The following is a 16,380-nucleotide window of genomic DNA, read 5'->3' as shown; positions in this document are numbered from 1 at the left end:
AACACGAGAGGGGATCGCATGAGACCGGGCGGACGAGCGGCGGCGGGGGCCGTCGCCGCCATCGCGGTGGCCGCGGCCGCCACCGTCGTACTGGTGCTCTCGGCGGCCTCCGCCCAGACCGGACGCTTCCAGACCGACCGCTTCGAGTACGCCGCCCTCGGGGACTCCTACTCCTCGGGGACCGGCGCCGAGGCCTACACCGACGAGGAATGCCTGCGCTCCGAACGGGCCTACCCCTCACTGCTCGCCGAGGACCTCGGCGTCGACTTCGACTTCGCGGCCTGCTCCGGCGCGGAGACCGACGACCTGCTCGACGAGCAGCTCGACGGCCTGAGCCGGGGCACCGACCTCGTCACCGTCGGCATCGGCGGCAACGACATCGGCTGGGGCGTCTCCCTGGCCGCCTGCATGATGCCCGATGAGCACGACTGCACCCCAGCGCTCGACGACGCCGTGAAGGCCATCGAGGACGAGCTGCCCACGCTGCTCGACGAGGCGTACACGGGCATCAAGGACCGCGCGCCCGCCGCCGAGGTCTACGTGATCGGCTACCCCCGGCTGTTCAACGGCGAGGGCCCCTGCGAGTCGATCCCGCACGTGAGCGCCGAAGAGCAGGATCTGATGAACCTCGGCGCCGACATGCTCTCCGAGGTCGTCGCGGAGCGGTCCGAAGCCCACGGATTCACCTATGTGGACGTGCGGGAGGCCTTCGAGGGCCACGCCGTGTGCGACGAGGACCCCTGGCTCCACGGCTACACCGGCACCGGCTCCTTCCACCCCACCGCCGAAGGCCACGAGGCGGGCTACTACGCCGCCCTGAGCGAAGCGCTCTGACCCCGGCCGGGCCCCGAGCTCAAGCCTGGAGCGCGAGAGCCAGCGGATGCACCGCCGTCGCGCCCGCCTCGCGCAGCCGCGCCGCCGCCACCGTCATCGACCAGCCGCTGTCGCGCACGTCGTCCACCAGCAGCACGCTCGCCTCCGGCACCGCGAAGCCCACGGTGAACGAATCGAGGACCTGCTGGAGCCGCAGCGCGCTGTTCGCGCGCCGCGCGGCCCAGGCCGCTCCCGGCGGGCGCCCGAGCGGGCCGAGCCAGTCCATGCGCCCCAGCTTCGCGAGCCGCTCGGCCAGGCCGTTCACCAGACGCGGCCGCGTCAGCGAACCCATCGACACCACCGCCGAGGGCCGCTCGCTCCACTCCCAGGCCGCCAGGACCTCGACCACCGCGGCGAACACGTCGTCGGGCACCTCGCGGTCCGCGCCGTCCGACAGCAGCTCGCGCAGCGGCCCGCCCCAGCCGATGTCGGAGAGCCTGGCCAGCGCCCGCCCCGGCTCGGCGCTCCGCTCGGCCGGGATCCGGCCCTTGAGGTCGATGCCGATCGCCTGCAACCCGGTGGGCCACATCCGCTTCGCCTCGAAGACCACGCCCGGCCGCGACAGCGCCGCGGCGGCCTCGCCGCGGGCCTCGGACGACACGTCCGCCTCGGCGCGCTCGCCGGTGCAGTTGTCGCACCGCCCGCACGGCGCGGCCCCCTCGTCGTCGAGCTCGCTCCTGAGGAACCGGAGGCGGCACTCGCCGGTGGCCTCGTAGGCGAGCATCCGCCGCTGCTCGTGCTTCCTGGCGGCCGCCACCGTCGCATAGCGTTCGGCGTCGTAGACCCACTCGGAGCCGGTGGCCTCCCAGCCGCCCTTGACGCGGCGGACCGCGCCGTCGACGTCGAGGACCTTGAGCATCATCTCCAGGCGCGTGCGCCGCAGGTCCACGCGCGCCTCCAGCGCCGCCGTCGACAGCGGTCGGCCCTCCTCGGCCAGCACCCGCAGCGTCTGGCGCACCGCGTCCTCGGCGGGGAAGGACAGCGAGCCGAAGTAGTCCCAGATCGCCCGGTCCTCACTGCCCGGCATGAGCACCACCTCGGCGCGGTCGCACGCCCTGCCCGCGCGGCCGATCTGCTGGTAGTAGGCCACCGGCGAGGACGGCGCGCCCAGATGCACGACGAAACCCAGATCCGGCTTGTCGAAGCCCATGCCGAGCGCGCTGGTGGCGACGAGCGCCTTGAGCTCGTTGCCGAGCAGGGCCTCCTCGCGTTCGAGCCGCTCGGCGTTGTCGGTGCGGCCGGTGTAGGAGGCCACGGCGTGGCCCCGGCCCCCGAGGTACTCGGCGACCTCCTCCGCGGCGGCCACGGTGAGCGTGTAGACGATGCCCGAGCCCGGCAGCTTCGGCAGGCGCTCGTCGAGCCATGCCATGCGGTGGGCGTTGTCCGGCAGGTCGACGACCGACAGCCGCAGCGACTCCCGGTCCAGGCTCCCGCGCAGCACCAGCGTCTCCGAACCGTCCCGGTCGAGCTGCTCGGCGACGTCGGCGCTGACGCGGGCGTTCGCCGTCGCCGTCGTCGCCAGGACCGGCACCGACTCGGGCAGGCCGTCGATGAACGTGGCGATGCGCCGGTAGTCGGGCCGGAAGTCGTGGCCCCAGTCGGAGATGCAGTGCGCCTCGTCGACCACGAGCATCCCGCAGCCCGCGGCCAGCTTCGGCAGCTGGAAGTCGCGGAAGGCCGGGTTGTTCAGCCGCTCGGGACTGATGAGCAGCACGTCGACCTCGTCGGCCGCGATGGCCTCGGTGATGGCGTCCCACTCCTCCAGGTTCGCCGAGTTGATCGTCCGCGCTCGCACCCCCGCCCGCTCGGCGGCCTCGATCTGGTTGCGCATCAAGGCCAGCAGCGGCGAGACGATGACCGTCGGGCCCGCGCCGCGGCGGCGCAGCAGCGCCGTGGCGACGAAGTACACCGCCGACTTCCCGAAGCCCGTGCGCTGCACCAGCAGCACCCGGCGGCCCGAGCCGTCGCACAGCGCCTCGATCGCCCGCCACTGGTCCTCGCGCAGCCGCGCGCCCTCGCCCGCCAAGGCCCGGAGCAGGCGCTCCGCCTCGTCTCTGGCCGTGTTCACCGCGGTGCTCCCGATTCCTGCCATGCCAACCGTTGTACCGCACTGGTGTGACGGACCGCGGCACCGCTACGCTTTGGCACTGTGACTACCGATACACCATTGGCCGTGCCGTGGAAGGCCGGCAGCTGGACGACCATGCCGGTGAGCGCCGTCGAAGAGGGTGACCGCCTGCTGGTCACCGCCGCCGAGGGCAGCGACGCCTGGCGGCGCACCGCCTACGGGTACATCAACGACAACGAGCACTCCCTGCTCGAGGAATGGGACCGCGAGCGCGCCGTCGAGGTGACCTTCGCGGCGGCGTTCGACTCCCAGTTCGACCAGGCCGGGCTGATGATCCGCGTCGACGAGGAGCGCTGGATCAAGGCCGGCGTCGAATACGCCGACGGCGCACTGCAACTCGGCGCGGTCGTCACCGACACCTACTCGGACTGGTCCACCGGGCCCGTGCCCGAATGGGCCGGCAGGGACGTCACCGTCCGCGCGAGCCGCATGGACGACGCGGTGGCCATCCGTGCCAGAGTCGACGACGAGCCGTGGCGGCTCGTCCGCCTCGCCCCGTTCGCCGGGGACGCGAGCGCGAAGGCCGGGCCGTTCTGCTGCGCGCCGTCCCGCTCGGGCCTGACCGTCTCGTTCAGCGCCTGGCAGCTGGTCGAACCGGACGAGAACCTGCACTAGCCGAATCCGCGCCGAGCACGCGGTCGGCGCTCACGCCGCGCCGACCCGCCGGCTCAGTCGGCCAGCTCCATCGCGAGCAGACGCAGGTCGTAGACGTACATGCGCTGCGACCGGTCGGCCACGCCGCCGCGGCTGACGGACACGCCGTCCTCGCGCAGCAGATCCGGCACGTCCCGGCCCGTCCGGCCGTCCGACCAGCGGAAACCCGCGGAGACCTTGCCGCTCGCGGTGAGCACGCGGTAGGCCCGCGGGACGTCGCCGTCCCGCATGTAGGCCCCGACCTGGCGCGGCCCGGTGCCGATCAGCTCGGCGAGGTCGCCGTACGACGTCCAGGTCCCCTCGGGCAGCGCCGCCACCACGCGCCGGACCAGTTCCCAATCCTGCTCTGTCGCCATCTGAGCCAATCTACGGTCCGCCGGCGCGCCCGCGGAGGCAGCCCACCACGCCCCCCGGGGGCGTCGCGCGCCACTGAGGCGCGCCAGTCGCGCTATGGGCCGTTCGCGTGGTGTTAACGTCGAAGCTGACAGGGGAGCCGATTGGCTGAGAGTGCGGAACCGACCGCAGACCCTCACACCTGATCCGGGTAATACCGGCGTAGGAAGTCGTCTGCCGCTGTCGCGTCGCGTCCATGCACCTTGAAAGGCAGCGCCCATGCCTACCGCCGACAGCCCCGCCCTCGCCTCCAGCGCACGCTGGCGCACCCTCGACATCGTCACCTGCGCCGTCCTCGCCGTCGCCTTCGGCGTCGTCTTCTGGGCGTGGAACTTCGCCTGGGCCGGCCTCGAACCCGCGCTCGCCTTCCTGCTCCCGCTCAAAGGCGTCCTCTACGGCGTCTGGCTCATCCCCGCCGTCCTCGCCCCGCTGATCGTCCGGCGCGTCGGCGCCGGACTGCTCACCGAGTTCCTCGCCTCCACCATCTCCCTGTACCTCGGCTCCCCCTGGGGCGTGCTCATCGCCTACCAGGGGATCTTCCAAGGCGCCGGCGGCGAACTCGCCTTCGCGGCCGGACGCTACCGGCGCTTCGGCACCCCGACCGCCATGGCCGCCGGCGCGCTCGCCGGCCTCGCGGCCACCCTGTACGACGTCGTCGTCTACTACGCCAACTACGAGCTGTGGACCTACCAGGTCCCCTACATCGCCTTCGCGATGCTCTCGGGCGCCCTCGTCGCCGGCCTCGGCTCCAAGGCCCTCGTCAAGGCCATGCTGCCGACCGGCGTCCTCGACCGCTTCCCGGCCGGGCGCGAACGGGCCAGGATCTGACCGGCCGATGATCTCGGTCGAGTTCAGCGGCTTCACATGGCGGCACGCCGGGCGCCGAGCCCCGGCCGTCGCCGACGTCGACCTGCGCGTCGAGGCGGGGGAGCGGGTCCTGCTGCTCGGCCCCTCCGGCTCGGGCAAGTCGACGCTGCTCGCCGCGCTCGCCGGGCTGCTCACCACCGACTCCGGCGAGCGGCACGGCCGAGTCCTGCTCGACGGCGAAGACGCGGCCTCCCGACGCGGCTGCGTCGGCATGCTCTTCCAAGACCCCGAGACCCAACTCGTCATGGCCCGCAGCGGCGACGACGTCGCCTTCGGACTCGAGAACCAGGCCGTGCCGCGCGAGGAGATCTGGCCGCGCGTCCGCGAAGCCCTCGAAGCGGTCGGATTCCCCTACCCCATGGGGCATCCGACCCACGCCCTCTCCGGCGGCGAGCAGCAGCGCCTCGCGCTCGCCGGCGTCCTCGCGCGAAGGCCCGAGCTGATCCTGCTCGACGAGCCGACCGCCAACCTCGACCCCGAAGGCGCCGGAGCGATCCGGGAGGCACTGAGGGCCGCGCTGACCGACACCCCCGCCACACTGATCGTCGTCGAGCACCGCGTCGCCGACATCCTCGACCTCGTCGACCGGGTCGTCGCCCTCGGCCCCGGCGGCGAACTCCTCGCCGACGGCCCCGCCGAAGCGGTCTTCGCCGAGCACGGCGACACCCTTGCCGCGCAGGGCGTCTGGGTCCCCGGCGCTCCCCTCCCCGCCCATCCCGGCGGCACTCCGGGCGAGTCGCGCCTGCACGGCGAGTCGCTCTCGCTGACCTACCCCGGAGCGGACCGGCCCGCCCTCGACGGCGTCGACTTCGACCTCCGCGCGGGCGAACTGCTCGCCGTCACCGGCGCGAACGGCTCGGGCAAGTCCACCCTCGCGCTCCTCGCGGGCGGCCTGGTCAAGCCGACCCGGGGCGAGGCGACCGTCCCCGGCGAGCGGACGCCGCTCCACCGGCTCCCGGCGAACCGACTCGCGACCCGCGTCGGCTCGGTCTTCCAAGACCCCGAGCACCAGTTCGTGACCGCCACCGTCCGCGACGAACTCGCCTTCGCTCCGCGCGCCGCCGGATGGCCCCGGGAGAGGATCGACGCCCGCGTGTCCGAACTGCTCGAACGCCTCCGCCTCGCCCCGCTGGCCGAGGCCAACCCGCACACGCTCTCCGGAGGCGAGGCCCGGCGGCTGTCGGTCGCCGGCGCGCTGGCGGCCGCCCCCGGCGTCCTCCTGCTCGACGAGCCGACCTTCGGCCAAGACCGGCGCACCTGGGGTGAGCTGGTCGACCTCACCGCCGACATCCGCGACGACGGCACCGCGATCCTGGCCGTCACCCACGACCGTGACTTCGTCGCCGCCCTGGCGAGCCGCGAGATCGCGCTCGAAGACGGCAGGGTCCGCTCGGAGACGCGCCGATGCTGACCATCGCACCGATCTGCGGACCGGACGCGCCGATCGCCCGCGCCAACCCGGTGACGAAGCTGTTCGCGGTCATCGCCGTCTCGACCGCGGCGCTCGTCGCCGCCGACTGGCTGACGCCGCTGCTCCTGCTCGCGGCCCTCGCCGTCGCCACACCGTTCAGCGGAGTCCAATGGGGACCGCTGCTGCGCCGCCTGCGGTGGCTGTGGTTCGCGGCCGGAGCCGTCGCGGCGGCCAACACCGTCTTCGCGGCCGAGCAGACCGGGACGACCCTCCTGTCGCTCGGCCCCTTGGAGATCGGTGCGGGCGCCCTGACCGACGGCGTGGCGATCGGACTGCGGGTCTGCGTCGCCGCGACGGTCGGCGTGCTGGGCTTCGCCACCACCGACCCGACCGACCTGGCCGACGCCCTCACACAGCAGCTGCGCACCTCGCCGCGGTTCACCATCGGCTCCCTCGCGGCCCTGCGCATGCTCCCGCTCCTCGGCGCGGAGTGGCGGCAGATCACCACCGCCCGCCGGGCCCGGGGCATGGAGGGCGGACGGAACCCGCTGCGGCGGGCCCGCCTGTTCGCCTCGACGATGTTCACGCTCCTGGTGGGGGCGATGCGCCGGGCCGGCCGCCTCGCCGCCGCCATGGACGCCAGGGGCTTCGACTCCGAGATGCCGCGCACCCACGCCAGAGTGCAGCGCATGCGAGCGCCCGACTGGCTCCTCCTGGCGGCGGCGGTCGCCGTCTCGGCCGCCGCCGTAGCGGTCAGCGCGGCCCTCGGGACCTTCGAGATGCTGATCTGACTCGAACCGGCCCCGCGCCCGTACCATTGCCCGCAGCCGTGGCACGCACGTCCTGAGGAGCAGACGATGACCCAGACGACCGGGACCCGGTGGCGGGTCGAACAACGGCCGTGGGACGACGCCGCCGGAAGCGAACTGCGGGCCCGCCAGAGGGACGAGATCAACGCCTCCTACGGCGGCCGCGACACCGAGCCCGGACCGCCTCCCTCAGAAGAGGACGTCGCGCTGTTCCTGGTGGCCTTCGACCCCGCGGACGGCGAGGCCGTGGGATGCGGCGCCCTGCGGTGGATCGACGCGGCCACGGCCGAGGTCAAACGCATGTACGTGGCGCCCCGGGCGCGCGGCGGCGGCGCCGCGGTCGCGGTGCTGCGGGCCCTGGAGGCGAAGGCGATGGAGCACGGCCGCAGCGCACTGCGCCTGGAGACCGGCACCGAGCAGCGTGCCGCGCAGCGCTTCTACGAACGCGAGGGCTTTCGGAGGATCCCCCCGTTCGGCCACTACCGCGATTCGCCCCTGTCGATCTGTTTCGAGCGGGTCCTGAGCTGAGGGACACTCCGGTGCGGCGCCGTCGGCCGGAACCGCGGCGGCGTCGCCCTCGCCGTTCCCCTGCCGGCCGGTACGCGCCCGCCGCTGCAGACCGGGACGGCGAAGGCAGGACGCCGCTCTCCCGCCGGGCGGTGTGCGCACCGTTTCGCCTAAACGACGTGGCGACAGACCGGCCCGTGACGATGCGGGGTCGGCGTGCGGCCCCGATGGTTCCTACGCAGGCAGCCGGGCCGTAGACGACATGGGGCACAATGATCGGCGTGACCATCGACAACAGAAAGGGCGATGCCGCGTAGGCCGCCCGCGCGAGTACGCGCCTCCCAGCCCTCCCGCCCCCAGCCCTGGCGGCCGATACGCATAGCCCGGATCCCGGGTGCGTCCGGTTCGCTCACCGCGGCGATGCGGCGGCTCGAACATCACGACCCCCGCCTGGACCCGGGGGACATCTCGGCCGCGTTCATGACCTGGCGGCGACGCGCGTTCGGCCCCTACCGCTGGCTGACCGCACCTTGCGAGTACTTCGAATACGACTACCTCTATTTCGGGCCGCCGCCCAGAGACATCTTGGAGTTCGCCCTCCATCGGGTGCCCCGAAAGTCCGCGTCGGAGCTGCGGCGGCTGCTCGAACCGATCGACCGGCGCTTCCTCGAGCGCACGCTCCCCGACCCGCACGCGCCGCCGGGACCGTGGTGGCATCGCCGCTGCTCCACCGGCATCCTGAGTTGACGCGGTGCGCGGCCCGAACCGCGCTCTGGTGTTCTCGATTCGGGCCGCGCCGGCTGGTTTCCGCTCGATTGCCTCTATCCGATAGGAGCCTCCTCCGCTTCCTCAACGGCCGGTTGGGAGAACTGCGCCGTGTACAGGCGGGCGTAGGCGCCGCCCGAGACCAGCAGCTCCTCGTGACTGCCCTGCTCGACCACCTGGCCGTGCTCCATCACCACGATCACGTCCGCGTCGCGGATGGTCGACAGCCGGTGGGCGATCACGAAGCTCGTGCGGCCCTGCCGGAGCGCCACCATGCCCTGCTGCACCAGCATCTCGGTGCGGGTGTCGACCGAGCTGGTCGCCTCGTCCAGGATCAGGATCGACGGGTCGATCAGGAAGGCCCGCGCGATGGTGATCAGCTGCCGCTCGCCCGCGCTCAGGCTCCCCTCGTCGGTGTCGATCACCGTGTCGTAGCCGTCCGGGAGCGTCCTGATGAAGTGGTCGGCGTGCGCCGCCGAGGCCGCCGCGACCACCTCGTCCCGCGTGGCCTCGGGCCTGCCGTAGGCGATGTTCTCGGCGATCGTGCCGCCGAACAGCCACGTGTCCTGGAGGACCATGCCGATGCGCCGCCGCAGCCGTTCCCGTGTGATCGCCGCGATGTCCCGGCCGTCGACGGTGATCCGCCCGGCGTCCAGGTCGTAGAAGCGCATCAGCAGGTTGACCAGCGTCGTCTTGCCGGCACCGGTCGGGCCGACGATCGCGATGGTCTGGCCGGGTTCGGCCCTCAGCCACAGGTGCTCGATCAGCGGCTCGTCGGGCAGGTATCTGAACGAGACGTCCTCGAAGGCCACCCGCCCCTCCACCGTGTCCAGCGCGCCGGGCTCGGCGGCCCGGTCGGGGCTCTGCTCCTCGGCGTCGAGCAGCTCGAAGATCCGCTCGCCCGAGGCCACGGCCGACTGGATCTGGCTCGACATCGCGGCCATCTGGTTGACCGGCCCGGAGAACTGCATCGTGTACTGGATGAACGCCTGGATCTCGCCGATCGAGATGGACCCGGCGGCGACCCGCAGACCGCCGATCACCGCCACCAGCACATAGGTGACCGACCCCAGGAAGCCCAGGGCCGGAGCGATCAGCCCGGACAGGAACTGCGCGCTCGTGGCCGCGGTGTACAGCTCGTCGTTGTGGCGCTTGAAGATCGCCACCGACTCGTCCTGGCGGCCGAACACCGTCACCAGCTGGTGCCCGGTGATCATCTCCTCGACGTGCCCGTTCACCTTCCCGGTGGCCGCCCACTGCCGGCCGAACCGCGGCTGGGCACGCTTGCCGATGACCTTCGCTCCCCACAGCGTCAGCGGCACCGTCAGCAGCACCACCAGGGTCAGCAGGGGCGAGATCGTGAGCATCATGATCGGCACGCCCAGGAGCATCAGCAGGCTGAACACCATGCGCTGGAACACCTGCTGGGCGGTCTGGGTCAGGTTGTCGATGTCGTTGGTGACCGTGGAGAGCACCTCGCCCCGCGGCCGCGAGTCGAAGTACCGCAGAGGAAGCGAGGCGACCTTCGCGTCGGCGGCCTGGCGCAGTTCGTACGCCATGCGCTGGGCCAGGCCCGCGATGGTCCGGCCCATGGCGACGGTGACCAGCCACGAGCCGGCCGCCAGAGCCGAGCCGAAGCCGAGCAGGCGCGCCAGCGCCGCGTAGTCGACGCCGCCGTCGCCGATGCCCTGGATCACCAGGTCGGTCGCGTCGCCGAGGATGCGCGGGACGGCGAGCATCGCGGCGGCACTGGCCACGGCGAAGACGACGATCCCGGCGATGCGCAGCCGGTCGGCGCGCAGCATGCGCAGGATCCGCAGGGTGGTGCCGCGGAAGTCCGCGGCCTGGGCGTCCGCCGGGTCGCCCCCCGGCCTCATCATGGTCACAACGCCTCCTGAAGGGACAGCTGGGAATCGACGATCTCGGCGTAGACGGGGTTGCCCTCCACCAGTTCCTCGTGCGTGCCGACCCCGACCACGCGGCCGGCGTCGAGGACCACGATCCGGTCGGCGTCGCGGACGGTCGAGACGCGCTGCGCCACGATCACGAGCGCGGCGTCGGCGATCTCGAAGGACAGCGCCTGGCGCAGCGCCGCGTCGGTGGCGGTGTCCAGCGCCGAGAAGGAGTCGTCGAACAGGTAGATCTTGGGGCGGGCGACCAGGGTCCTGGCGATCGCCAGCCGCTGGCGCTGGCCGCCGGAGACCGTGGAGCCGCCCTGGCCGATCGCCGTCTCCAGGCCGTCGGGCATGGCGCGGACGAAGTCCGCGGCCTGCGCGATCTCCAGCGCCCGCCACAGTTCGGCGTCGCTCGCCTCGGGGTCCCCGTAACGCAGGTTGGAGGCCACCGTCCCCGAGAACAGGTGGGCCCGCTGGGGGATCAGCCCGACGGTGGAGGCGATGAGGGCCCGGTCCATCTCGCGCACGTCGACCCCGTCGATCGTCACCGCTCCGCCGTCCACGTCGAACAGCCGCGGCACGAGGTTCAGCAGCGTCGTCTTGCCCGAGCCGGTCGACCCGATCACCGCCGTGGTCTCGCCGGGCCCGGCGATGAGGTCGACGCCGCGCAGCACCGGCTCCTCGGCGCCCTCGTACCGGAAGGTGACGTCCTTGACCTCGAGCTCGCCGCGGCCGGGCAGCGCGGTGACCGGCTCCGGCCGGATCGCGACGCTCGGCTCGGTGTCGAGGACCTCCAGGATGCGCCCGGCCGCGACCTTGGCGCGCGGGGCCATCATGAACACGCCCATGGACATCATGACGGCCATGAGGATCTGGGAGACGTAGCTCAGGTAGGCGATGAGCGAGCCGACCTGCATGCCGCCGTCGGCGATGCGTCCGGCCGCGAACCACACCACCGCGATCGAGGTCAGGTTCGAGATGGCCATCGCGGTGGCGCCGAAGAACGCCTGGATGCGGCCGACCCGCAGGGAGACGGCCATGAGGTCGCCGTTGGCCTCGCCGAAGCGGTCCTGCTCGTGGCGGTCGCGCACGAACGCCCTGATGACCCGGATGCCGGTGATGTGCTCGCGCATGACCCGGTTGACCGAGTCGATCCGCTCCTGCATCGCCCTGGCGGAGGGGATCATGGCGCGGATGATGGCGAGCATCGCCACGACCAGGATCGGGATGGCCACCAGCAGCACGCCCGACAGCGGCACGTCCTGGCCGAGCGCGAGGGCGAGCCCGCCGATGCCCATGACCGGGGCCATCAGCAGCATCATGAGCGACATGACCACGAGCAGCTGGATCTGCTGGACGTCGTTGGTGGTGCGGGTGATCAGCGAGGGCGCCCCGAAGCGGTCGACCTCGCGCCGCGAGTAGGACTGGACCCGCTCGAAGATGGCGTTCCGCAGGTCGCGGCCGAGGGCCATCGAGACGCGGGCGCCGAAGAAGACCGCGGCGCCGGCCGCGGTGATCTGGACGAGCGTCACGCCGAGCATGATCGCGCCGTGCCGGAGCACGTATCCGGTGTCGCCGACGATCACGCCGTGATCGATCAGGTCGGCGTTCAGCGTGGGCAGGTACAGCATCGCGAGCGTCTGCACGAGCTGCAAGAGGACTGTGATGGTGAGTTGCCGCCGGTACGGGCTCAGGTGGCCGCGCAGCAGCCGGACGAGCCCGCCGGGTTCGGCCGGAGCGTCGGGCGGGGCCCCGGCCGAGGCGGACGGGGATGGACGGGTTTCTGGCATGTGGGCAACCATAGCCCTATGATTGACCGAGTACAAGTTTTTATTCGGTTCATATTTTGATCTGGTACACTGAAAGTGTGGAAGAACTCAGCCTGCGGGAGCGCAAGAAGCACGCCACCAGAGTGCTGCTGATGGAGACCGCCCTGTCCCTGTTCGAGGAGAAGGGCTTCGACAACGTCTCTGTGGCCGAGATCGCAGAGGCGGCCGAGGTCTCCAAGGCGACGGTCTTCAACTACTTCCCGACCAAGGTGGACCTGGTCCTCGCCGGCGGCAAAGCGCATATAAGCGAACCCGCCAACGTCGTGCGGTCGCGCCCTGTCGGCCAGACGCCGCACAGCGCGCTGCGGGCGTACTTCCTTCGCATGCTGAAGCACCACGAACCGATGGCCGGTCTCAGCCTGCACCCGCTGGTGCTGCGGGTGCAACGGATCGTCAGGCAGACGCCCGGCCTGGCGCTCAAGGCCATGGACCACCGCCGGCAGGCCTCCGAGCTGCTGGCGCAGGCGCTCATCGAAGAGGGCAGCTCCGAGCTGACCGCTCGCCTGGTCGCCACCCAGCTGATGCACACGCAGCACATCCTCGCCCAGACCAACCTCCAGCGCATCCACGCCGGGGAGACGCCCGAAGAGATCTACCCCGACGCGGTCGCCACCGCCGAGCACGCGTTCCGCCTGCTCGAGCACGGGATCGGCGACTTCATGCGCCGGGAGGCCGAGCCGTCCGACGCGCCCGACACCGCCTTCCACGACACCGGTTCCCGCGCCGAGGCCGACTGCCGCGTCGCCTACGCCCCCGGCGAGGACGACACGCGCAGAGCGGTCGAGCAGGTCCTGCGCGATGCCGAGGACGAGATCTTCGAGGAACTGGCCGACCCGGACCGGCTCTAGGACCTGCTCGCGAACCCCCAACGAGCGCTGCCCGGCCTGTCCGTCGCCCACCACCACCCGAACCGGACGCCGCTGCGCGGCGGCCGGCCGTGTGCCCGTCGCCCGCCACCGCCCGACATCGTGCTCGCTGCGCTCGCCCTGAACAGCAGGCTGCGTTGTCGGGGCACCCGGATCCAACACCGGGATCCGGGCGCCCCTCCGCCCTCGTGGCGACGCTTGCGAGCCGTACCTTGGCACTGCGAGCGAACACATGGACGCGGATACCGCCTCGCCCGGAACGCTCAAACAGGCCCCAGCCGCGCTGTCACCCGCCGAGCTGCGATCTCGAGTGGAAACACCGCGGTCGTCTGTGAAGTATGCTGGGAGACACTGGAACGCGACATCCGCGTGTGGTGACCGAAGGCCAGGGATACCACGGAACCCACACCGTCCCCGCCGTGTCGCGCCCGGAACCGGTCTCTCGGCCGTGCGCCGGGCATCGCCGGAGCAACGCCGCTCCCGACCGTGTCCGACCACCGAACCGCAGTGCGCCCAAAGACATCGGGACGTCTCGGGCGAAGCGGTCCGAGCACGCCCCACCCGAAGGAGCGTCCATTGAAGCTCAAGCCCCTTGACATCGGACGGACCATAGCCGTCACCTTCGAACACGGCGAGGACTTCTTCAAGGCGCTGCGCGGCGCATGCGAGGAGGCGGGCGTCCGCCAGGGATACATCCCGCTGTTCCTCGCCGGGATGTCCGAGGCCGAGCTCGCCGGAACCTGCCAGAAACCCGAGGACCCCGAGGCCCCCGTGTGGTCGGCCGTCCACCTCACCAATCTCGAGGCCGTCGGCGCCGGCAGCCTCGCCTGGGACGAGGAGAGTCAGACGGTGTCGCCGCACATCCACCTCAGCGTCGGCGCCAGACAGCATGGAGCCCTTGGCTACACGAGCCACCTGCTCGCCGCCACCGTGCAGTTCCTCACCGAGATGATCATCGTGGAGGTCACCGCCCCCCAGGCGCGCCGGGTCAAGAACCGGGCCCTGTACGACGTGCCGGTCCTGACCTTCGAAGACTGACACGCGCGCGAGTCCGATACGGATGAGGCGGAACGATACTAGACTCACCGCATGTCTACGCTCGACCATCTCGTCCTCGCCACGCCCGATCTCGACGCCACCGTCGCCGAGGTGGCGCGCCTCACCGGCACGAAGCCCGCGCCCGGCGGCAGGCACCCCGGCCTCGGCACCGCCAACCATCTGCTCGGCCTCGGCGAAGGCGCCTACCTCGAGATCATCGGGCCCGACCCCGACCAAGGCGAACCGTCCCGCCCGCGGCCGTTCGGGATCGACGAGCTCACCGAGGCGCGGCTGGTGACCTGGGCGGTCCAGGTCGAGAACGTCGACGCGGCCGTCGAGACCGCGCGTGAGGCGGGCTACGACCCAGGCACGCCGTGGGTGATGTCGCGCCACACCCCCGACGGCGGCGAGCTCAGGTGGCGGCTGACGCTCGACTACGAGCACGGGCACCGGGGCCTCGTCCCGTTCCTCATCGACTGGGGCCGCACCCCGCACCCGTCCGTCGAGCTGCCGGTGGCGCCGCTGGTCAGCCTCGAGGCCGTCCATCCCGAGCCCGAGACCGTCGAGGACCGCCTCAAGACGATCGGCGCCACCCTCCAGATCAAACCGGGCAACCGGCAGGCGCTGGCGGCGACGCTGCTGGGCGAGACGGGCCTGGTCGTCTTCCACTGAGCGGCCGTCGGGCGGTCAGGCCGCCCGCGACGCCTTGAGCGAGAACATCAACGGCAGTCGCGGCTGCCCCTTCGGCGCGCGGTAGCAGCCGTCCTCGCCGCGTTCGAGCCCCGCGTAGCGCTGGAACATCGTCATGTCGAACTCGTGGAGGAACTCAACGCGAAGGCCCGCGGCGGCGATCGCGGAGACGATGTCGCCGAGCGTGTGCAGCCGCTCGAAGCTGAGGTTGTTGACCGTCTCGGCCTTGAAATCGGTATAAGTGCCCGGCTCGTCCGTGACCTGAGGCGAGGCGTCGAAGTAGTCGTACTCGATGGTCCTGTCCTCGCCCCAGCCCAGCACGTGCGTGACCGGGTGGAACTCGGAGAGATAGAGGAATCCGCCCGGCGCGACCAGCGACGCGGCCACCTCGGCCCAGCGCCGTACGTCGGGCAGCCAGTCGAGCGCGCCGATGCCGGTGTAGACGATGTCGTAGTCCGGGTCCGGCACGGCCGAGGCGGCTTCGTACACGTCCGAGACGACGAATTCGGCGCGGTCGGGTCCGATCCCGACTTCGGCCGCCAGGCCGCGTGCCACCTCGATCGCGGCTTCGGAGAAGTCGAGGCCGACCACCTTCGCCGCGCCGCGCCTGGCCCAGGAGAGCGTGTCCTGTCCCATGTGGCACTGCAAGTGGAGCAGCCGCTTTCCGGTGACGTCGCCGACCTCGGCGGCCTCGAAGTCGCGGATCTCGTCCTTGCCCTTGCGGAAGGCGTCCTGGTCGTAGTACTCGCTCGCGGCGTGGATGGGGACGCGCTCGTCCCACATCGCGCGGTTCGCCTCGAGCCACTCGGCCCAGGTTTCATGAAAGGTCGTCATATGGTGATCCCGTGGTCGTAGGGTCGGGTTTGCTTAAGGCTTGCGGCCGATCAGGAGCGGATTGGCGCGCTGTATGACCGCGCCCGGGCCGGGTACGACCCGCATCCGCAGCCGCATCTCCTCCCGCCGCTCCGCGGGGAGGTCCTCGATGAACGCCCGGTACCCGTGCGAGAGCGCCCAGTCCCAGAGCACGTCGCCGTCGGGGACGTCGATGACGACCTCGGTGTGGCGCGTTTCGACGTCGACGAAGCCGGCCTCGGCCAGCAGCTCCTGCGGAGCGATGGCCGAACCCATGCCGCCCTCCGGAGGCAGGTACGCGCTGAACTCGGCGAACAGGGCGTCCATCGCGTCCTGGATCGCTGTGGGCTCGGGCCGCAGCGGCGCGGCGCCGATGGTCATCGCGAACCGGCCTCCCGGTGCGAGCACCCTGAATGCCTCGGCCGCGCCGCGCGCCGGATCGTCGAGCAGATGCACCACGAACGCGGCGGTGACCAGTTCGAAGGCCCCGTCGGCGAAGTCGAGGTCTTGGGCGTCCATGACCCTCGCGTCGGCTTCTGGATGCTCGGCTCGGAGCCGGGCGACCATGGCTCCAGACGCGTCGACGGCGCTGACGGCGCATCCGCGCCGCAGCGCCGGGCCCACCAGTGCGCCGCGCCCGGCGCCCACGTCGAGCATCCGCGTGCCCGGTGCCGGGTCGAGCGCCTCGACGAGCGCTTCGCCGATCATGGTGAAGAACGGCAGCACCTCGTCGTAGGAGTCGGCGACGCGCTCGAACGTGTGCCAGGCGGGTTCCGTTCTCATGCGCCCCACCATGTCAGGGC

At 71.7% G+C, this 16,380-nt stretch carries 16 protein-coding genes and 1 riboswitch; of the genes, 10 read left to right on the top strand and 6 right to left on the bottom strand.

Annotated elements, in window-relative coordinates:
* Window positions 1-18 precede the first annotated feature (18 nt).
* The gene (locus YWW_RS0112150) at window positions 19-834 is read left to right on the top strand and encodes an SGNH/GDSL hydrolase family protein (protein WP_026930331.1); all 816 of its coding nucleotides are present in this window, start codon (window positions 19-21) and stop codon (window positions 832-834) included.
* A gap of 19 nt (window positions 835-853) precedes the next feature.
* Here the strand turns inward: YWW_RS0112150 and YWW_RS0112145 are convergent, their stop codons facing one another.
* Window positions 854-2,965: a RecQ family ATP-dependent DNA helicase gene (locus YWW_RS0112145; protein ID WP_051325710.1), complete on the bottom strand. Its 2,112-nt coding sequence runs from the start codon at window positions 2,963-2,965 to the stop codon at window positions 854-856.
* 111 nt (window positions 2,966-3,076) lie between these two features.
* Here YWW_RS0112145 and YWW_RS0112140 point away from each other — a divergent pair, with 111 nt between their 5' ends.
* Entirely contained in the window at window positions 3,077-3,616 is a 540-nt protein-coding gene (locus YWW_RS0112140; RefSeq protein ID WP_051325741.1) for a DUF1349 domain-containing protein, read from the top strand.
* Window positions 3,617-3,669: 53 nt separating this feature from the next.
* Here the strand turns inward: YWW_RS0112140 and YWW_RS0112135 are convergent, their stop codons facing one another.
* Window positions 3,670-4,011 (bottom strand): MGMT family protein, encoded by a 342-nt coding sequence (locus tag YWW_RS0112135; RefSeq protein WP_081687412.1) that lies wholly within the window; start codon window positions 4,009-4,011, stop codon window positions 3,670-3,672.
* A gap of 120 nt (window positions 4,012-4,131) precedes the next feature.
* Window positions 4,132-4,234, top strand: a riboswitch (TPP riboswitch).
* A 33-nt stretch (window positions 4,235-4,267) separates the two neighbouring features.
* On the opposite strand from YWW_RS0112135, the gene YWW_RS0112130 reads away from it, so the two are divergent.
* From YWW_RS0112130 to YWW_RS0112110, 5 genes are all read left to right on the top strand, one after another.
* Window positions 4,268-4,876: an ECF transporter S component gene (locus YWW_RS0112130; RefSeq protein ID WP_026930327.1), complete on the top strand. Its 609-nt coding sequence runs from the start codon at window positions 4,268-4,270 to the stop codon at window positions 4,874-4,876.
* 7 nt (window positions 4,877-4,883) lie between these two features.
* A complete protein-coding gene (locus YWW_RS0112125; protein ID WP_026930326.1) occupies window positions 4,884-6,326 on the top strand; it encodes an ABC transporter ATP-binding protein in 1,443 nt (480 codons plus the stop codon).
* Window positions 6,320-7,117: an energy-coupling factor transporter transmembrane component T family protein gene (locus YWW_RS0112120; RefSeq protein WP_026930325.1), complete on the top strand. Its 798-nt coding sequence runs from the start codon at window positions 6,320-6,322 to the stop codon at window positions 7,115-7,117. Before YWW_RS0112125 ends, YWW_RS0112120 begins: the two co-directional genes overlap by 7 nt.
* Window positions 7,118-7,183: 66 nt before the next feature.
* On the top strand, window positions 7,184-7,663 hold the full coding sequence (locus YWW_RS0112115) for a GNAT family N-acetyltransferase (protein ID WP_026930324.1): 480 nt from the start codon (window positions 7,184-7,186) through the stop codon (window positions 7,661-7,663).
* A gap of 399 nt (window positions 7,664-8,062) precedes the next feature.
* Entirely contained in the window at window positions 8,063-8,389 is a 327-nt protein-coding gene (locus YWW_RS0112110) for a hypothetical protein (protein WP_026930323.1), read from the top strand.
* A 74-nt stretch (window positions 8,390-8,463) separates the two neighbouring features.
* Here YWW_RS0112110 and YWW_RS29970 read toward each other — a convergent pair whose 3' ends face one another.
* Together YWW_RS29970 and YWW_RS0112100 are read right to left on the bottom strand one after the other, a co-directional pair.
* Window positions 8,464-10,287 (bottom strand): ABC transporter ATP-binding protein, encoded by a 1,824-nt coding sequence (locus tag YWW_RS29970; RefSeq protein ID WP_155830159.1) that lies wholly within the window; start codon window positions 10,285-10,287, stop codon window positions 8,464-8,466.
* 2 nt (window positions 10,288-10,289) lie between these two features.
* Window positions 10,290-12,092, bottom strand: coding sequence for an ABC transporter ATP-binding protein (locus YWW_RS0112100; RefSeq protein ID WP_081687411.1), 1,803 nt, complete (start codon window positions 12,090-12,092; stop codon window positions 10,290-10,292).
* A 77-nt stretch (window positions 12,093-12,169) separates the two neighbouring features.
* Between YWW_RS0112100 and YWW_RS29965 the strand changes: the two genes are divergently transcribed.
* The 3 genes from YWW_RS29965 (at window position 12,170) to YWW_RS0112085 (ending at window position 14,707) form a co-directional block, all read left to right on the top strand.
* Window positions 12,170-12,979, top strand: a complete 810-nt coding sequence (locus YWW_RS29965) for a TetR/AcrR family transcriptional regulator (RefSeq protein WP_211228530.1) — start codon at window positions 12,170-12,172, stop codon at window positions 12,977-12,979.
* Between the two features lie 594 nt (window positions 12,980-13,573).
* Window positions 13,574-14,035 carry a PPC domain-containing DNA-binding protein gene (locus YWW_RS0112090; RefSeq protein WP_026930321.1) on the top strand — a complete coding sequence of 154 codons (462 nt, stop codon included), beginning with the start codon at window positions 13,574-13,576 and terminating at the stop codon, window positions 14,033-14,035.
* A gap of 51 nt (window positions 14,036-14,086) precedes the next feature.
* Window positions 14,087-14,707: a VOC family protein gene (locus tag YWW_RS0112085; protein WP_026930320.1), complete on the top strand. Its 621-nt coding sequence runs from the start codon at window positions 14,087-14,089 to the stop codon at window positions 14,705-14,707.
* A 15-nt stretch (window positions 14,708-14,722) separates the two neighbouring features.
* Here YWW_RS0112085 and YWW_RS0112080 read toward each other — a convergent pair whose 3' ends face one another.
* Window positions 14,723-15,559, bottom strand: coding sequence for a class I SAM-dependent methyltransferase (locus YWW_RS0112080; RefSeq protein ID WP_026930319.1), 837 nt, complete (start codon window positions 15,557-15,559; stop codon window positions 14,723-14,725).
* 33 nt (window positions 15,560-15,592) lie between these two features.
* Complete coding sequence (locus tag YWW_RS29960; RefSeq protein ID WP_051325708.1) at window positions 15,593-16,360, bottom strand: class I SAM-dependent methyltransferase; 768 nt, start codon at window positions 16,358-16,360, stop codon at window positions 15,593-15,595.
* Between the last annotated feature and the right edge of the window lie 20 nt (window positions 16,361-16,380).

Source organism: Glycomyces tenuis DSM 44171, from assembly GCF_000427885.1.
In the GTDB taxonomy this organism is placed as follows: Bacteria; Actinomycetota; Actinomycetes; order Mycobacteriales; family Micromonosporaceae; genus Glycomyces; species Glycomyces tenuis.
This window is presented reverse-complemented; position numbering and strand designations above follow the sequence as displayed.